This window comes from Natrinema versiforme JCM 10478 (assembly GCF_000337195.1).
GTDB lineage: Archaea > Halobacteriota > Halobacteria > Halobacteriales > Natrialbaceae > Natrinema > Natrinema versiforme.
The window spans coordinates 1-16,020 of the sequence record NZ_AOID01000029.1; the positions used below are offsets into that span (position 1 = coordinate 1).

The following is a 16,020-nucleotide window of genomic DNA, read 5'->3' on the forward strand; positions in this document are numbered from 1 at the left end:
AGCCGTACTCGCCGCAGACGTGGTCGGTCGAAAGCGCCGTCGAGACCGGTGCCGACGCGATCGGCTACACCGTCTACCCGGGGACGAACCGCGAGCCGGAGATGGTCGAGGAGTTCCGCGCGGTCCAGGAACGAGCGCGCGATTACGATCTCCCCGTCGCCATGTGGTCGTATCCGCGCGGCCAAGCGATCAAGGAACACCGCAGCCCCGAGGTCATCGCCTACGCGGCCCGGATCGGGCTCGAGTTGGGTGCCGACATCGCGAAGGTGAAATACCCGCGCAGTCCGGAAGCGCTCTCGCACGCGGTCGACGCGGCCGGCGATGTCCGGGTCGTCCTGAGCGGCGGGTCGAAGACGAGCGATTACGAGTTCCTCTCGACGGTCGAAGCCGCCATGGACGCCGGGGCGGGCGGGCTCGCCGTCGGTCGCAACGTCTGGCAGCGAGAGAACCCCGAACGGATCCTCGACGCCCTCGAGCGAGTGATATTCGAGGGCGCGTCGGCCGACGGTGCGCTATGACCGTGGCCGATTCGGACGCCGACCACGAACCGATCTTGGACGCGGTCGCGGCGGTCGCCGCCGACGTGCCCGCCGAACTCCCGCGTCTGCGCGGTCACCTGGACGGCGCTACGGCCGCCACTGGCGGTGACGACGACCGGGCGACCGACGACCGCAACCCGACCGGCGACGATCAGTCGGTAGCCGATCGATGGCTCGACGACCGCTTTCGCGAGGCGATCGCGTCGCTCGAGGTGGTCGGTGCTTACGCGAGCGAGGAGCGCGCCGACGCGCTCGACTGCGGCGACGGGTACGGCGTCGCCATCGACCCGCTCGACGGCTCGGACAACCTCGCCGCGAACGCCCCGATCGGGACGGTCCTGGGGATCTACGACGCGCCGCTGCCGGCCCGCGGCACCGATCTAGTCGCGAGCGCAATCGTGATCTTCGGGCCGACTGTCACGATGACCGTCGCGGCCGACGGCGACGTGGTTCGGTATCGGGTCGACGAGGACGGTGAGCGGATCGATCCCCATCGGATCTCTCTCGCGAGCGAGCGTGCCGTGGACGGTGCTGGCGACGGGCTCGACGGCGTCTGTGGATACTCCGGCCGCCGTGACGACCTGTCGCCGACCCTGCTGGATCTCTTCGATTCGTTCCGCGCCGAACGACGGTTGCGGTACTGCGGCGCGGCAGTCGCCGACGTGGTGACGCTCCTCGACCACGGCGGGGTGCTCTGCTATCCGGGCACCGATCGCCGACCGGACGGCGTCTTGCGCCTGCAGTACGAGGCGAATCCGATCGCACACGTCGTCGAGACCGCCGGCGGCCGGGCGATCGATGGTTCCACGGCCGAGGATGACGCCGACACGGAGACGACACCGAACCGGCTCCGACAGCGAGATCCGAACGGTCTGCACGAACGCGTGCCGGTCTTCGTCGGCTCCCCGGAGCCGATCGGTCGGATAGAATCCGTCCTCGGGACCGAGTGACGAGTGCGGCTTCGATCGCTGAACCGAGTGTCGATACCGGGCCGACGTACGTGTGTCCGGAGAAATCGAGCGAACGATGCGAGCGGGGAACAGAGCGAACGCATCGAAACGATCGGCGTTAGGAAAGCAGCCGCTTGAGCCGAGCGAACAGCCCTTTCGAGGGATCGCCGCCGCGTTTCACGGATTCGCTCGAGTCCTCGATGTCGTCGTCGGTGCCGGCGGCGACGTCGGTCTCCACTCCCGGCTCGCTCGGGGTTGTCGCCGTCGCGGTCGCACCGTCGGCCGCCTTGACTGCGCGTTCGAGAAGCCCGTCGGCGTCGTTGACGGCCTCTTTCACCGGCGCGTCGACGACCGGCATGTCCGCGAAGCGGTCCCGGGTTACGGACGTGTCTGCGGCGATGATGATCGCCTCGGCCGCCTCGATGGCCTCGCTCGAGAGTTCGTTCTCCTGGCCCATGGCACCCTGGACCTCGACGTCGATCTCGTGGCCGTTCGCTTGGGCCGTCTGCTCTAAGTTCTCTGCCGCCATCTGGCTGTGTGCGATACCGGTCGGACAGGACGTGACTGCGACGAATTTCATGGTGTTTCGGAGTCGGAATCTGAATCGCGATTGTGGTCGTGGTCGCGGTTTGCTACGCGGTCCCGGACGGCGGCGCTCGTGGCCGCGTCCGTCGCGCTCTCGGCGAGCGTCTCGGCGTCCGCGGTATCGACCGCCGCGATATTCGCCTTTACGTCGGGGATCGTTACGGCACTCATACTAAGCTCGTCGAGCCCGAGCCCCACGAGTAGTTCGGTCAGGTCGGGATCGCCGGCCATCTCGCCGCACATGCCGACCCACGCGTCGCCCGCGTGACCGGCCGCGACGGTGCGCTCGATCGCCCGGAGCACGGCCGGCTCACAGGGATCGTGCAACTCGGCGACGCGGTCGTTCTCCCGGGCCGCGGCCATCACGTACTGCGTGAGGTCGTTCGTCCCGATACTCAGGAAGTCGACGCGTTCGGCGAGCGCCTCGGCCGTCAGCGCCGCGCTCGGCGTTTCGATCATCACGCCCAGCTCCGGCACCTCGCGGTCGAGTCCTTCGGACGCGAGGTCGTCGGCGACCGACGCCGCGGTCTCCAGGGCGGCCTCGAGCTCCGACACCGTTGCGACCATCGGGAACATCACCGAGAGCGTGCCCGGTTCGGCCGCGTTCGCCCGGAGCAGCGCGCGCAACTGCGTCTCGAAGAGGTCGGCGTCGGGACCGAGCGACCGCCGGATCCCGCGTTCGCCGAGGAACGGGTTCTCCGGGTCCGGCATGTCGAGATACGGGATCGGCTTGTCGCCGCCGACGTCGAGCGTCCGCACGACGACCCGTCCGTCGGGAAACGCCGCGAGCGCCTCGCGGTAGACCTCGACCTGTTCGTCCTCGTCGGGCGGCGCCTCCCGGTCGAGAAAGAGGAACTCGGTCCGGAAGAGACCGATCCCGTCCGCGCCCTGCGCGACGGCACCCTCGAGTTCCGCGAGGGTACCGACGTTGGCCGCGACCTCGACGGCGCGTCCGTCGGCCGTCTCGACCGATTCCTCGCGAATCTCGACGTCGCGGCCGCCGGCCGCGCGCTCGCGCTGGTCGGGCGTCGGGTCGGCGATCACCGCGCCGTCCTCGCCGTCGACCAGTACGTCGGTCCCGTCGTCGATCGACTCGAGGCCGTCGCCGACGCCGACGACGGCGGGGATCCCCAGCGAGCGGGCGAAGATCGCGGCGTGGGAGGTCCGACCGCCCTCGATCGTCGCGAATCCGGCGACGCGCTCGGAGTCGAGCTGTGCGGTATCGCTCGGCGTCAAGCGTTCGGCGAGGAGAACCGAACCCGTCGACAGCGAAGCGAGGTCGACGCGATCCGCGTCGGTGAGCAGCCGCAACAGTCGGTCCCGCACGTCGCGGAGGTCGTCAGCGCGCTCGGCCATCCGCCCGTCCATCCCCTCGAACCGCGCGATGGGGTCCTCGAAGGCGTCCTCGACCGCGTGCTCGGCTGGCAGGCCGTCGTCGACACCCGCTTCGACGCCGTCGATGATCTGCGGATCGTCGACGAACTGTTTATGCGCGTCGAACACCGCAGCCTCGTCCTCGCCGACGCGCTCGGCGGTTCGGTCGCGCTCGCGCTCGAGTTCCGCGCGAGCGCGCTCTCGCGCGTCCTCGAACCGCTCGCGTTCGGCGTCGGGATCGACCGTCTCGGCCGCGGGCGGCTCGTCGAGTTCGAGGTCGGCGTTCGGATCGTACCAGACGACGCTGCCGACATCAGATAGCGGCGTGACGCCGGTTCCTTCGTGCGCTCGCGGTGCGGACTCCGGAGTCATGGATTCAGGTCCCCGAACTCGATTCGGCCGCGGACTCGGTCTCAGGCGTCGTGAGCAGTTCCTCGAGGTCGTCGAGCGCCGCTTCGGCGTCGTCGCCCTCGGCGATCAGCCGGACGTCCTCGCCGCTGGCGACACCGAGGCTGGTCACCGCGAGCATGCTCGCTGCGTCGACCGGCTCGTCCCCATCGGCCGGGGCGACCCGTACGTCGGCGTCGAATTCGGTCGCCGTCTCGACGAACGTCGCGGCCGGCCGCGCGTGGAGTCCGTCCTCGGGGACTACGGTGACGGTGCGCTCCATCACGCGACCGCCTCCGTGATCGTCTCCTCGATCGCCGCCTTCGAGTCGGCCTCGTGGAGGCGCTCGCGAACGTCATCGTGCATCAGGGCCCGCGAGAGCGAACTCAGGAGCTCGAGGTGGTCTTCCCCGCCCTCGGCGGGGACGAGCAGCATGAACAGCAGCGTTGCCGGCTCGCCGTCCATCGCGTCGAAGTCGATGCCGGCCGAGGAGCGCGCGAAGACGATGGTCGGCTCGGCGACCGCGTCGGTCTTCGCATGCGGGATACCGATCCCCATGCCGACGCCTGTCGTCGTCTCCTCCTCGCGGGCGAGCAGCGCCTCGAGGGCTGCCTCGCGGTCGGTGACGCGGCCGGCGTCGACCGCGCGGTCGAGCAGGAATTCGATCGCGGCTGCCTTCTCTTCGGGCGGTTCCTCGAGCGTGATCAGTTCGGGGATCAGTACGGCGTCGATTTCGGGTTCGGTTTGAGTCATTGTCTGATCGCTGTGGTAGTATCGGCCATCGTGGCGTTAGTCGTTCGTTTGTCCTGCGTTCGTCTGTCCGGAGTCGGTTACGGACTTCGCTGGTTTGGCACCGGCGACTCGCTCGTGGTAGTCCGGCTTGATCAGCGTGGCGACCGTGGCTGTGACCGCTGTCCCGAGTGCAATACAGGCGAGGAACAGCAGCGCGCTGTTCGAGAGGATCACGACGAAGATGCCGCCGTGGGGGGCCGGCATCGTCACGCCGAGCCAGAGCGCTGCCGCGCCGGCCGTCGCGCTGCCGAGGACTGCCGACGGGATGACCCGGAGCGGATCGGCGGCGGCGTAGGGGATCGCCCCCTCCGTGATGAAGGCAAAGCCGAGCGGGACAGCCGCCTTCGCGTTCTCGTACATCTCCGCGGCGTACTTCTGGGGCGCGATGAAATTCGAGAGCGCGAGGCCGAGCGGCGGGACCATCCCGCCGATCATCACGGCGGCCATCGGCGCGAAGATCTGGTCCGCGACGAGGACGGTCCCGAACACGTACGCGACCTTGTTGATCGGGCCGCCCATGTCGACCGCCATCATTCCCCCGAGGATCGCCCCGAGCAGGAGGGCGTTCGATCCCTGCATGCCCTCGAGTGCGGACGTCAGCGCGTCGTCGAGGATGGCGATCGGGACCCCGAGACCGAGGATGACGATCGGGGCGAGCAGCAGCGTCGTGAACACGGGGATGATAAGGATCGGCATCATCTGCGAGACGACCGATGGCACCGACCACCCTTTCATCCAGCGGGCGACGTAGCCCGCGAGGAGGCCAACGACGATCGCCCCGAGGAAGCCGGCGACCGCTCCGTCGGCCTCGAAGCCGATGACTAGCCCGGCGGCCTCGATGATCGCCTCCTGCTGGATCACCCACGAGAGGGTGAACCCGGGCGCGAGTCCGGGTTTGTCCGCGATCGCGTACGCGATATACCCACCTAGAACGGGGATCATGAGCGTTAGTCCGAGGTCGCCGATCTGGGCTAGGTACCACGGGATCGTTCCCGTATCCTCGAAGACGGTCTCGGTGGTCGTTTCCGCGCCGGGCATCGGAAGTCCCAGAATCGTCTCCGGCAGCTCCGCGACCATGAACGCGAGCGCGAGGCAGATCCCGCCGATCGTCACGAACGGGATCATAAATGACACGCCCGTCATCAGGTCCTCTTTCACCGACGTGAGGTGCGTGCGAAGTCTGTTTGCTACCCTATCGTTCATAATTATCTAACACGCTATAGCGAAACGTTCGTATCTCTGTGGCAAAATAGTTTCGAGTATGTTTGTTTCTTATTGTATTATATAGTATTAAGTTTCGGACGGAGACGGACAGGGTGCATTGAGAAGGGCCATACCGGTGGGTACGATCGGTTGCGTCACCGCCGATCACATCGATCAGTTCGACCGGACGCGACCGCGCTCGGTCAATACGTCGACACCGCGATCGCGTCCCGCTCGTTGCTGACGTCGGTCAGCGGCGGGACCTGTGTCCCCGAGACGGAGACGACGTGCGACGAGACGGCGACACCGGAGCGGAGTGCCTGGGCGGCCGACTCGCCGCGCGCGTGGGCGGCGAGGACACCGGCCAACAGGGAGTCGCCGGCTCCGACGGTATCGACCACGGTAACGTCCCTCGCGGGCGCGTGGAGGTGCCGCTCCGGGGTCGCCATCACGGCACCCTCGTCACCGAGGGAGGCGACGACGCGCTCGAAGCCGTCCGCCCGAAGCGCGTCGGCGGCCGCGAGCGCGTCCCGAACGCCGTCGATCCGGGTGTCCGTCGCTGCCGCGAGTTCCTCGAGGTTCGGTTTGCAGAGCGCGTACTCTCCCTCGAGTGCCGAGAGCGTCGCGCCGTCCACGTCGACGACCGTCTCCCAGGGCCCGGCGTCGGCGAGTCGATCGATCGCGTCGGGGCCGACGCCCTTCGGGCGACTGCCGGCGATAACCACCGTCTCAGGGTCGTACTCGCGCAATCGCTCGCCGATCGTCTCGATCGCGACCCCCGAGACTCGCGGACCGTTCTGGTTGATCTTGTACTCGCCATCGGCCGTGAGGACGGTCGTGTTCAGTCGGGTCTCGCCCTCGATTTCGACGAAATCGGTCGCGATCCCGTCCGTCGACAGTTCGTCCCGGAGGAATCGCCCGAGCCGGCCGCCAGCCAGACCGGTCGCGACGGTGTCGACGCCGAGTGCTGCCAGGTACTTCGAGACGTTGATCCCCTTCCCGCCCGCGTCGTAGCGGTACTCGTCGGTACGCGCGATCGCGCCGTCGGCGAGTGGGTCGGGCAACTCGACCGTGTAGTCGACTGCCGGGTTGAGCGTGACGCTCGCGATCATCCGGCCTCCACCCCCACGATCACGTCGGCCGCCGTACACGTCTCGGCGAGTTCGCCGGTCGGTTCGGCGTCGGTCACCAGCACATCGACATCCTCGAGGGTGGCGAACTGGGCGAAACTTCGCTCTCCGAACTTGGTCTCGTCGGCGACGAGCACGACGCGCTCGGCGCTCTCGACCATGAGCTGTTTCATGCGGGCTTCGTCCTCGTTAGGGGTCGTCAGGCTCCCGTCGTCGGAGAGAGCGTTCGTTCCGAGAAAGAGGAGATCGAAGTTCGTTCGCTCCATGAACGCCTCCGCGCTCGGGCCGACGAGCGCCCGCGTCCGGTGACGGAGCGTTCCGCCGGTGAGCTTCACGTCGGTCGCCTCTTTCCCGAGTTCGAGCGCGAGCAGCGGGGAATTGGTCACCGGAATGAAGGAGATGTCCGTCGGCACCTGCATCGCGACCTGCATCGTGGTCGTTCCCGAGTCGAAGAACACGACCTGACCGTCGTGGATCTCCGTCACCGCCCGCGAACCGATCGCGGCCTTCGCCTCCAGGTTCTGGACCTCCTTTTGCCCGTAGGTCTGTTCGCGGCCGACTGCGGTCATCGGTACCGCCCCGCCGTGGGACCGCTCGATCAGTCGCTCGTCCTCTAGTTCGTCGAGGTCACGCCGGATCGTCGCCTTCGACACACCGAGCTCGTCGGCCAGCGCGTCGACCGAGCAGCCGTCCCGATCCGAGACGAGTTCGACGATCTTTCGCTTCCGCTGTTCGGGTAACATGGGGAACGTCTTCGATACTGTCTCAGGTCTGCACGGTTTTATTTGTTTATGCCGATCTATGCGATTGTTTCTGTTTGCATAGAACGGCCACGGGACGAATCGCGTTCGCTCGTCGGCTGCAGGCAGCGCAAAACGATAGTGGATGAAAACGAAACGCGAACCCGGACCGGTGCCGAAATCGAAAGCCGAACTCGGAACCGGATCGAGAGTCGGTACCGAAACCGAACGGAACTCGTACTGGGGAGGTTACAGCCGGTCGATGATCGCGTCGGTCACGTCCCCGGTCGAGGCGTCGCCGCCCAGATCCGGCGTGCGTGGCCCGTCCTCGAGCGTCGCCTCGACGGCCGCGTGAACGCGGTCGCTCTCCTCGTCGTAGCCGAGGTACTCGAGGAGCATGGCGGCGGAGATGATCGTCGCGGCCGGGTTCGCGACCCCCTCGCCGGCGATGTCGGGCGCGGTGCCGTGGACGGGCTCGAACAGGGCGCGGTCGGGGCCGATGTTGGCCGAGGGCAGGAGACCGAGGCCGCCCACGAGCCCGGCCGCAAGATCCGAGAGCACGTCGCCCGCGAGGTTCGGACAGACGACCACGTCGAACTGCTCGGGGTCGAGACAGACCCGGGTCGCGAAGGCGTCCATCAGCACTTGGTCGGTCTCGACGCCGTTCTCGTCCGCGACGCCTTTGACCGTATCGCGGAAGAGCCCGTCCGTCTCGCGCATGACGTTCGCCTTGTGGACGATCGAGAACCCGTCGTGGTCGTCACCGGAAACGTACTCGCAGGCGAACTCGGCGAGTCGTTCCGACGCGGATTCCGTGACGACGCGGGTCAGCGTCGAGACGTCTTGGGTCAGTCGATCCTCGAGCCCCGAGTAGACGCCCTCGGTGTTCTCACGGAGGAAGACGAGATCCGTCTCGGGGCGGACGGCGTCGACGCCGGGATACGCCTTCGCCGGGCGGACGTTGACGAAGGAGTCGACTGCCTCTCGGAGCGGGAGGATGACGTCCGCGGCCGTGTCGCCGGCCGCGCCGAACAGCGTCGCGTCGGCCGACGCCGCGAGGTCGTAGGTCTCCTGGGGCAGCGCCTCGCCGGTCTCTTCTTTCACGGCGTCGCCAGCGTCAGCTTCGACGAACTCGAAGTCGATCTCGAGGGCCTCGAGGACCGCGACCGCGGCGGGTGTTACTTCCTGTCCGATCCCGTCGCCCGGAATGACGGCGATTTCGTGAGTCATACACACTCATCGACGTGGCGCTGAAAAGAGGGTATCGATACTGTCATCGCTCGCGTTCGATTCAAGGGCTGCCGACCCCTGTCGAAAACCCCACCGCATCGGCGATCGCGCGCCGCTTGAGCAGCACAAATCCCACGGCGACCAGGCCGAAGCCGGCGAGCGTCAGCGCGCCGATTTCCTCGCCGAGCAGGACGACGCTCGCGGCGGTCGCCACGATCGGCACCGCGTAGCCGATCAGCGCCGCCTCGAACGCGCCGTATTTCTCGAGGATCGCGAAGTAGATCATGAACGCGATCGCGGTCGCGAAGACGCCGAGGTAGAGCAACGCGCCCGCCGAGACGGGGCTGATGATCTCGAGGGTCGGAACCTCGCCCGTGCCGAGGCTGACGGTGTGCAAGACGAGGCCGCCGACGAGCATCGACCACCCGACCAGCGGTAGCTGCTCGAGCGTCGGGCCCGCGCGTTGAATCAGGACGCCGCCGAGCGCGACGCTGCAGACCTGCCCGACGATGAGCAGTCGCGCGGCGGTGTCACCCGCGAGCAGGTTGCCGGGATCGGGCTGGACGATCAGGCCGACGCCGAGGAAACCGATCGCGGCACCGGCGGCACCGAGCCCCGAGAGGCGCTCGCCCAGTAGGGGAATCGCCCACAGCGCGGTGATGACCGGTACCAGTCCTTGCAAGATCGCCGCGACGCCGCTTGGCACCGTCTGCTGGCCGAGGAAAAGCAGGCCGTTGCCGGCAATGAGGAAGACGCCGCCGCCCGCGACTGCCGCGAGATCGTTCCGCGCGGTCGGCCGCCACTCCTCGACGCGAACGGCCGCGGCGGCGAGCAACAGCAGCGCCGCGATGTCGTACCGAGCGGCCGCAAACAGCAGCGGCGGCAGGGTCTCCAGTCCGATCGAAATCGCCGGAAAGGAAAACCCCCAGAGAACAGCGAGCAACACGAAAAGCGACACATCGAGGGACCGAGACATAGGAACTGGTAGCGGACAGGTGCCGAAATATCTCGCGATACCAGCAGTCGTTCAGTGCTCTCCGCTCGAGGCTGTAGAAATCCGTCGCCGCAGGTCGCTCGAGCCTCGAACTGCAATCGGCTGGATTAGCCGAAGAGCCGGCTCGGTTGCTTACTCGGCTTCGGGAATCGCCGCGTCGTCGACGTACGGCAGCTCTCGAGCCTTCTCGCGGACAGCGCCGGCGTTGGACTTCATCAGCGCCGTCGTGTCCCAGACGCCGTCGACGAGCGCCTTGCGTTGGGCGTCGTCGACGGTGACGTCGATGGTCTTCCCGCCGTAGGTGACCTCCTCGGCCTCGACGTCGATGTCGATCTCGCCGTTGGGGTTCGCGTCGACCCAGTCCTGGAGGGCCTCGATCGTCTCGCTGTCGGCGGTCACAGTCGGAATACCGAGGGCGAGACAGTTGCCCGCGAAAATCTCGGCGAAGCTCTCGCCGATGATCGCGTCGATCCCCCAGCGCATCAGGGCCTGGGGCGCGTGCTCGCGGGAGGAGCCACAGCCGAAGTTGCTGTTGACGACCATCACCGAAGAGTCCTGATAGCGGTCCTCGTTGAACGGGTGATCCTTTTGGTTGTCGTCATCGTCGAACCGCAGATCGAAGAACGCGAACTCGCCCAGTCCGTCGAAGGTGACGACCTTCATGAACCGCGCGGGAATGATCTGGTCGGTGTCGATGTCGTTGCCCCGGATCGGGACGCCCGAACCGGAGACGTAATTGACCTCGGGAATTTCGACTTCGTCGCCGCCGTCGGTTCGGATCTCCCGAACCTCGGCGTCGCTCGCGGGCATCCGCCCGCTCGCTCGTTCCGAGGACTCGCTTCGCTCGTCCTCGCGGGTCACGCCAGATTCACCTCCTTCAGATCGCGCACGTCAGAGACTTCCCCGGTGATCGCCGCGGCGGCGACCATTCGCGGGTTCATCAGCACTGTACGGCCGTCCTTCGATCCCTGTCGGCCGACGAAGTTCCGGTTCGAGGAGGAGGCACAGGCCTCGTCGCCCTCGAGTTGGTCCTCGTTCATGCCGAGACACATCGAACAGCCGGCGTTGCGCCACTCGAAGCCGGCTTCCTCGAAGGTGTCTTTGAGCCCTTCCTCCTCGGCGGCTTTCTGCACGCGCTGGCTGCCGGGAACGACCATCGCGCGGACGTCGTCGGCGACCTCGCGGCCCTCGACAATCCGGGCGGCGCGTCGCAGGTCCGGCAGGCGGGCATTCGTACAGGAACCGAGGAAAGCCACGTCGATGTTGTAGCCCTCCATCGTGTCGCCGGGCTCGACGCGCATGTGCTCCTGTGCGCGTCGAGCAGTATCCTGTTTCTCCGCGGGCAGCGACTCCGGCTCCGGAATCGGATCGGAGATGCCGATCCCCTGTCCGGGCGTGGTCCCCCACGTGACGACCGGCTCAAGTTCGTTCGCGTCGATGTGGACCACGTCGTCGTACTCGGCGTCTGCGTCGGAACGGATGGATTCCCAGTACGGCTTGAGTTCCTCGAACTTCTCGGGATTCTCCTGGAAGTAGTCCGTCTGCTCGAGCCACTCGTAGGTGGTCTCGTCGGGGTTGACATAGCCCGCGCGAGCGCCGCCCTCGATGGACATGTTACAGATCGACATCCGACCCTCCATCCCCAGCGACTCGATGGCCTCGCCGGCGTACTCGTAGACGTAACCGACGCCGCCCTCGGTGCCGAGTCGGCGGATGATCTCGAGGATGATGTCTTTGGCCTCGACGCCATCGCCGAGTTCGCCGTCGACCTGGATCTTGCGGACCTTCTGTTTCTCCATGGCGATGGTGCCCGTCGCGAGCACGTCCCGAATCTGGGAGGTCCCGATCCCGAACGCGAGCGCGCCGAAGGCTCCGTGAGTCGAGGTGTGGGAGTCGCCACAGACGATCGTCTTGCCGGGCTGGGTGATGCCCTGTTCCGGACCGATGACGTGGACGATCCCCTGATCGCCCGTCGTCGGGTCCGAGAACTCGATGCCCGCGTCGCGGACGTTCTCTTCGAGTTCGGCCATCATTTCCTCGGCCGCGTCCTCCTTGTAGGGGCGGGACTGGTCGGCCGTCGGGACGATGTGGTCGACCGTCGCGTGGGTCAGTTCAGGATACGCGACCTCGAGGTCGCGTTCGCGGAGCATCCCGAACGCCTGCGGGCTGGTCACCTCGTGGATGAGGTGGAGCCCGACGAACAGCTGATCCTGTCCGGTCGGCAGCTGGGTTACTTTGTGTCGATCCCAAACCTTGTCGTATAGCGTGCCCTGACTCATTGCTCGTCTCCGACGGTGTCGCGCTCGGCGCGTCGACCGTGTTCGGTGCCGCGTTCGAAGACGCGGTTGGCGTCGTCGGCCTGTTTCGGCGGCGTGTGGTCGACGCTACGCATCGTTCTATCCGTCTCTGTGCGCCCGTTTTCGCTGGCTTCGGCCGCAGCCGACTCCCCGCCGTCGGCGACGACGGTCGGTCCGCGGCTGAACAGCTGGCCGGCTGTCTCCCCCGTCCGGGGGTTGGTGTGGCTGACGTCGGCCATCGTGTCCGTTGTGTCGTTGTCGCTCATGTGTTCTCGTTAGTCGTCCGCCTGCACCTGGACGGACTCGTCTTCGCTCTCTGTGCCTTCGTCCTCAGCCCATGCGAACAGATCGCGCAGGCGCTCGCCGACCTCCTCGATGTCGTGGTTCTGCTCGGCGTTCCGAAGCTGACTGTAGCTCGGCCGGCCGGCCTGGTTCTCGACGATCCACTCGCGCGTGAACTCGCCGTTCTGGACCTCCTCGAGGACCTCTTCCATGTTCTCTCGAACCGACTCGTCGACGATCCGGTCGCCGCGGGTGAGACCGCCGTACTCGGCGGTGTCGGAGACGGAGTTCCACATCTCCATGTTCCCGCCTTCGTACATCAGGTCGACGATCAGTTTGAGTTCGTTGAGACACTCGAAGTAGGCGATTTCCGGCGAGTAGCCCGCGTCGACCAGCGTCTCGTAGCCGTGTTTGACCAGCGAGGTGACGCCGCCACACAGCACTGCCTGCTCGCCGAAGAGGTCGGATTCGACCTCTTCCTGGAACGTCGTCTCGATGACGCCGGCGCGGGTACAGCCGATCCCCTTCGCGTACGCGAGGGCGCGCTCTTCGGCGTCGCCGGTCGTGTCCTGATAGACCGCCAGCAGGCCGGGGGTCCCCTCGTCGTTCTCGTAGTTGCGGCGGACGAGGTGGCCCGGGCTCTTCGGCGCGACCATCGTCACGTCGACGCCCTCCGGGGGCTCGATCTGGTTGTAGTGGATGTTCAGCCCGTGGGCGAACTGCAGCGTGTCACCCTCCTCGAGGTTCGGCTCGATGGCGTTCTCGTAGACGTCCGCCTGCACGGTGTCGGGCACGAGCACGGAGACGTAGGAGGCCTGTGCGACCGCGTCGGCGGGCGTCTCGACGGTCAGTCCGTCGGCTTCGGCGGCCGATCGCGAGGACGAACTCTCGCGCAGGCCGACGACCACGTCGACCCCGCTCTCGTGGAGGTTCAGCGCGTGGGCGTGGCCCTGGCTCCCGTAGCCCAGCACGGCCACGGTCTCGTCGTCGAGGGTCGATACGTCTGCGTCGTCGTCGTAGTAAATGTCGGTGGTGAAGTCGTCAGTCATCGTCTGCTGGTGTGTATTGGTCGTCGTGGTTCGCCTCGTCGGCGGGCTGTGCTGTCGATTCGGGCGCGGCCGTTCGGTCCGTGCCGCGGGCCAGCGCCGTCGTCCCCGTCCGGGAGATCTCCCGAATCCCGAACTGGCTGAAGGTGTCGATCGCAGCCTCGATCTTCCGGCGCGCGCCGGTCACTTCGATCGTCGCCGTCTCCGGACTCGAGTCGACGGTCTTTCCGTCGTACATGTCCGCGACGGCGGCGACCCGATCGGGGCGCTTGGCGTCGACTTTGATCAGCGCCAGCTCCCGGCGCATCGCGTCGGGCTCGAGTTCCCGGACCGAGATGACCGGCACGAGCTTGCGCAGTTGTTTCTCGATCTGGTCGATTCCCGGGTCGGGTTCCTCGACGACGATCGTGATCCGCGCGCGATCCTCGTCTTCGGTCGGGCCGACGGTCAGGCTCTCGATGTTGAACTGCCGCCTCGAGAACAGTCCCGAGACGTCCGAGAGCACGCCGGGTTCGTGTGTGACCAGCGCCGAGATGACGGTCCGGCGGGGTTTGTGAGTCGCTTCGACCTCGGGGTCGATGCGAATGCCCTGCTTGTTGCGCCGTCCCGCGGGGGACGGTCGCTCGTCGGGCGAGGGGCCCTCGAGTCCGCGCTTCATAGCTGGTCCTCCGTGAGTGCGAACTGGCCGTTGTCGCCGCCGCTTGGCACCATCGGATAGACGTTGGCGTCGGGGTCGATGTGGACGTCGATCACCGACGGGCCGTCGTAGGCGATCGCGGCGTCGATGGTCTCGGCGACGTCGTCGTAGTCGTCGATCCGGAAGCCGCACGCGCCAAAGGCTTCGGCGAGCTTGTCGAACTCGGGCATCCAGCCGTAGTCCGACGCGGAGTGACGGCCGTCGAAGAAGGCGTCCTGCCACTGACGGACCATACCGATGTACTCGTTGTTGAGCACGGCGACGGTGATGTCGAGTTCCTCGCGGACGGCGACCGACAGCCCCTGTAGGGTCATCAGGAACGAGCCGTCGCCGTCGACACAGACGACCTCCTGATCGTCGTCGGCCGCGATCCGCGCGCCGATCGCCGAGGGCAGGCCATAGCCCATCGCGCCGAGCCCGTGACTCGAGACCCACGTCCGGGGCTCGGTGTAGGTCCAGTACTGGCAGGCCCACATCTGGTGTTGGCCGACGCCGGTGGTGACGATCGCGCGGTCGCTCGTGGCCTCGTCTAAGGCCTCGATGACGAACTCCGGTTGGACCGGCTCGTCCTCGGGGGCGTCGTAGGCCATCGAGTAGTCGGATTTCCACTGCTGGCACTGGGCGCGCCACTTCTTGGCTTCCGGCGACTCGTCGACGGCCTCGGACAGCTGCTCGACGACCGTTTCGGCGTCGCCGACCAGCGGGTAGTCCGCGTAGATGTTCTTCGAGATCTCCGCGGGGTCGATGTCGACGTGGACGAGTTCCGCGTCGGGCGCGAAGGTCTCGATCCCACCGGTCAGCCGGTCGTCGAACCGGGTGCCGATGCCGATCAGCGTGTCGCAGTGGGTGATCGCCATGTTTGCGTAGCCGGTGCCGTGCATCCCCGCCATCTCGAGGGACAGCTCGTGATCCTCGGGGAACGCGCCGATACCGGGCATCGTAGTGATGACCGGAATCTCGTGTTCGATGGCGAACTCTCGGCAGGCTTCGCTGGCCTCACCCTTGATGACGCCGCCGCCGAGCAGCAAGGCGGGTCGGTCGGAGTTCTCGATGCGCTCGGCCGCGGCTGCGACGATCTCCTCGTCGGCCCGCTCTTGGACCTCATAGGTGTCGGGCACGTTCGGCGCGTCCGGCTCGCGGTCGGTCTCGCCGTTCGTGATGTCTTTCGGCAGGTCGACCAGCGTCGGCCCAGGTCGACCCTCGCGGGCGAGTGCGAACGCCTCGCTGACGTCACTGCCGACGCGATCCGAGTCGCTCGAGAAGGTATTTTCCTTCGTGACCGGGGTCGTGACGCCGGTGGTGTCGGTCTCCTGGAACGCGTCGTTGCCGACGAACTCCGTCGGGACCTGCCCGGTCAGAGCAAGCAGCGGATCCGAGTCCATGTCGGCATCGGCGATGCCGGTGACCAGATTGGTCGCGCCCGGCCCCGACGTGGCCAGACAGACGCCCGGTTCGCCCGAGACGATGCCGTAGGCGTCGGCCGCGTGGGCCGCGCCCTGCTCGTGGGCCATCGTCACGTGGTAGATGTCCGAGTCATAGAGCGCGTCGTAGACGGGCATGATCGCCCCGCCTTGCACGCCGAAGGCGTACTCGACGCCCGCGTTCTCGAGCGCCCGAACGACGGATTCGGCACCCGTCGTGACGGGGTCGAGCGTGGTCTCGGACTCGCTCGTTGTGTCGGTGGCCGCGTCGGGCGCGGCGCTGTCGGTGATTTGGTCGTCGTCCTGTTCGTCCTCGGCTGGCGAAATCTCTGCTGCGCGTTCGCTCATCGGTT

17 protein-coding genes are annotated in these 16,020 nt (G+C 67.0%); 2 read left to right on the forward strand and 15 right to left on the reverse strand.

The genetic code is table 11. The features are described from left to right. Both C489_RS09745 and C489_RS09750 read left to right on the forward strand, forming a co-directional pair. Positions 1–518, forward strand: a 518-nt coding sequence (locus C489_RS09745; RefSeq protein ID WP_006431074.1) for a class I fructose-bisphosphate aldolase, incomplete at its 5' end; no start/stop codon positions are given. Further along, positions 515–1,489 carry a class 1 fructose-bisphosphatase gene (locus tag C489_RS09750; RefSeq protein ID WP_006431075.1) on the forward strand — a complete coding sequence of 325 codons (975 nt, stop codon included), beginning with the start codon at positions 515–517 and terminating at the stop codon, positions 1,487–1,489. The genes C489_RS09745 and C489_RS09750, both read left to right, overlap by 4 nt. A 118-nt stretch (positions 1,490–1,607) precedes the next feature. On the opposite strand, the gene C489_RS09755 is transcribed toward C489_RS09750, so the two are convergent. From C489_RS09755 to ilvB, 15 genes are all read right to left on the reverse strand, one after another. After that, a complete protein-coding gene (locus C489_RS09755) occupies positions 1,608–2,069 on the reverse strand; it encodes a PTS fructose transporter subunit IIB (RefSeq protein WP_006431076.1) in 462 nt (153 codons plus the stop codon). Next, positions 2,066–3,820, reverse strand: coding sequence for a phosphoenolpyruvate--protein phosphotransferase (gene ptsP / locus C489_RS09760; protein WP_006431077.1), 1,755 nt, complete (start codon positions 3,818–3,820; stop codon positions 2,066–2,068). Before ptsP ends, C489_RS09755 begins: the two co-directional genes overlap by 4 nt. Before the next feature lie 4 nt (positions 3,821–3,824). Beyond that, the gene (ptsH1, locus tag C489_RS09765; RefSeq protein ID WP_006431078.1) at positions 3,825–4,118 is read right to left on the reverse strand and encodes a phosphocarrier protein HPr; all 294 of its coding nucleotides are present in this window, start codon (positions 4,116–4,118) and stop codon (positions 3,825–3,827) included. After that, a complete protein-coding gene (locus C489_RS09770; protein WP_006431079.1) occupies positions 4,118–4,588 on the reverse strand; it encodes a PTS sugar transporter subunit IIA in 471 nt (156 codons plus the stop codon). Before C489_RS09770 ends, ptsH1 begins: the two co-directional genes overlap by 1 nt. A 36-nt stretch (positions 4,589–4,624) precedes the next feature. After that, the gene (locus C489_RS09775) at positions 4,625–5,830 is read right to left on the reverse strand and encodes a PTS fructose transporter subunit IIC (RefSeq protein WP_049890765.1); all 1,206 of its coding nucleotides are present in this window, start codon (positions 5,828–5,830) and stop codon (positions 4,625–4,627) included. Between the two features lie 203 nt (positions 5,831–6,033). Beyond that, the gene (gene pfkB, locus C489_RS09780) at positions 6,034–6,942 is read right to left on the reverse strand and encodes a 1-phosphofructokinase (RefSeq protein ID WP_006431081.1); all 909 of its coding nucleotides are present in this window, start codon (positions 6,940–6,942) and stop codon (positions 6,034–6,036) included. Beyond that, positions 6,939–7,703, reverse strand: a complete 765-nt coding sequence (glpR, locus tag C489_RS09785; RefSeq protein WP_006431082.1) for an HTH-type transcriptional regulator GlpR — start codon at positions 7,701–7,703, stop codon at positions 6,939–6,941. Before glpR ends, pfkB begins: the two co-directional genes overlap by 4 nt. Positions 7,704–7,949: 246 nt before the next feature. Next, positions 7,950–8,930 carry a 3-isopropylmalate dehydrogenase gene (gene leuB, locus C489_RS09790; RefSeq protein ID WP_006431083.1) on the reverse strand — a complete coding sequence of 327 codons (981 nt, stop codon included), beginning with the start codon at positions 8,928–8,930 and terminating at the stop codon, positions 7,950–7,952. Between the two features lie 61 nt (positions 8,931–8,991). Then, positions 8,992–9,906 carry a DMT family transporter gene (locus C489_RS09795; RefSeq protein ID WP_049890766.1) on the reverse strand — a complete coding sequence of 305 codons (915 nt, stop codon included), beginning with the start codon at positions 9,904–9,906 and terminating at the stop codon, positions 8,992–8,994. 150 nt (positions 9,907–10,056) lie between these two features. After that, positions 10,057–10,785: a 3-isopropylmalate dehydratase small subunit gene (gene leuD, locus C489_RS09800; protein ID WP_006431085.1), complete on the reverse strand. Its 729-nt coding sequence runs from the start codon at positions 10,783–10,785 to the stop codon at positions 10,057–10,059. After that, positions 10,782–12,203, reverse strand: coding sequence for a 3-isopropylmalate dehydratase large subunit (leuC, locus tag C489_RS09805; RefSeq protein WP_006431086.1), 1,422 nt, complete (start codon positions 12,201–12,203; stop codon positions 10,782–10,784). Before leuC ends, leuD begins: the two co-directional genes overlap by 4 nt. Continuing rightward, a complete protein-coding gene (locus tag C489_RS09810; RefSeq protein ID WP_006431087.1) occupies positions 12,200–12,487 on the reverse strand; it encodes a hypothetical protein in 288 nt (95 codons plus the stop codon). Before C489_RS09810 ends, leuC begins: the two co-directional genes overlap by 4 nt. Before the next feature lie 9 nt (positions 12,488–12,496). Further along, positions 12,497–13,552, reverse strand: coding sequence for a ketol-acid reductoisomerase (ilvC, locus tag C489_RS09815; protein WP_006431088.1), 1,056 nt, complete (start codon positions 13,550–13,552; stop codon positions 12,497–12,499). Then, positions 13,545–14,207 (reverse strand): acetolactate synthase small subunit, encoded by a 663-nt coding sequence (ilvN, locus tag C489_RS09820; RefSeq protein WP_006431089.1) that lies wholly within the window; start codon positions 14,205–14,207, stop codon positions 13,545–13,547. Before ilvN ends, ilvC begins: the two co-directional genes overlap by 8 nt. Further along, positions 14,204–16,015 (reverse strand): biosynthetic-type acetolactate synthase large subunit, encoded by a 1,812-nt coding sequence (gene ilvB / locus C489_RS09825; RefSeq protein ID WP_006431090.1) that lies wholly within the window; start codon positions 16,013–16,015, stop codon positions 14,204–14,206. Before ilvB ends, ilvN begins: the two co-directional genes overlap by 4 nt. Between the last annotated feature and the right edge of the window lie 5 nt (positions 16,016–16,020).

Coding starts and splice junctions, on each gene's coding strand:
- C489_RS09750 (WP_006431075.1), top strand. CDS start 515: ATGACCGTGGCCGATTCGGACGCCGACCACGAACCGATCTTGGACGCG.
- C489_RS09755 (WP_006431076.1), bottom strand. CDS start 2,069: ATGAAATTCGTCGCAGTCACGTCCTGTCCGACCGGTATCGCACACAGC.
- ptsP (WP_006431077.1), bottom strand. CDS start 3,820: ATGACTCCGGAGTCCGCACCGCGAGCGCACGAAGGAACCGGCGTCACG.
- ptsH1 (WP_006431078.1), bottom strand. CDS start 4,118: ATGGAGCGCACCGTCACCGTAGTCCCCGAGGACGGACTCCACGCGCGG.
- C489_RS09770 (WP_006431079.1), bottom strand. CDS start 4,588: ATGACTCAAACCGAACCCGAAATCGACGCCGTACTGATCCCCGAACTG.
- C489_RS09775 (WP_049890765.1), bottom strand. CDS start 5,830: ATGAACGATAGGGTAGCAAACAGACTTCGCACGCACCTCACGTCGGTG.
- pfkB (WP_006431081.1), bottom strand. CDS start 6,942: ATGATCGCGAGCGTCACGCTCAACCCGGCAGTCGACTACACGGTCGAG.
- glpR (WP_006431082.1), bottom strand. CDS start 7,703: ATGTTACCCGAACAGCGGAAGCGAAAGATCGTCGAACTCGTCTCGGAT.
- leuB (WP_006431083.1), bottom strand. CDS start 8,930: ATGACTCACGAAATCGCCGTCATTCCGGGCGACGGGATCGGACAGGAA.
- C489_RS09795 (WP_049890766.1), bottom strand. CDS start 9,906: ATGTCTCGGTCCCTCGATGTGTCGCTTTTCGTGTTGCTCGCTGTTCTC.
- leuC (WP_006431086.1), bottom strand. CDS start 12,203: ATGAGTCAGGGCACGCTATACGACAAGGTTTGGGATCGACACAAAGTA.
- C489_RS09810 (WP_006431087.1), bottom strand. CDS start 12,487: ATGAGCGACAACGACACAACGGACACGATGGCCGACGTCAGCCACACC.
- ilvC (WP_006431088.1), bottom strand. CDS start 13,552: ATGACTGACGACTTCACCACCGACATTTACTACGACGACGACGCAGAC.
- ilvN (WP_006431089.1), bottom strand. CDS start 14,207: ATGAAGCGCGGACTCGAGGGCCCCTCGCCCGACGAGCGACCGTCCCCC.
- ilvB (WP_006431090.1), bottom strand. CDS start 16,015: ATGAGCGAACGCGCAGCAGAGATTTCGCCAGCCGAGGACGAACAGGAC.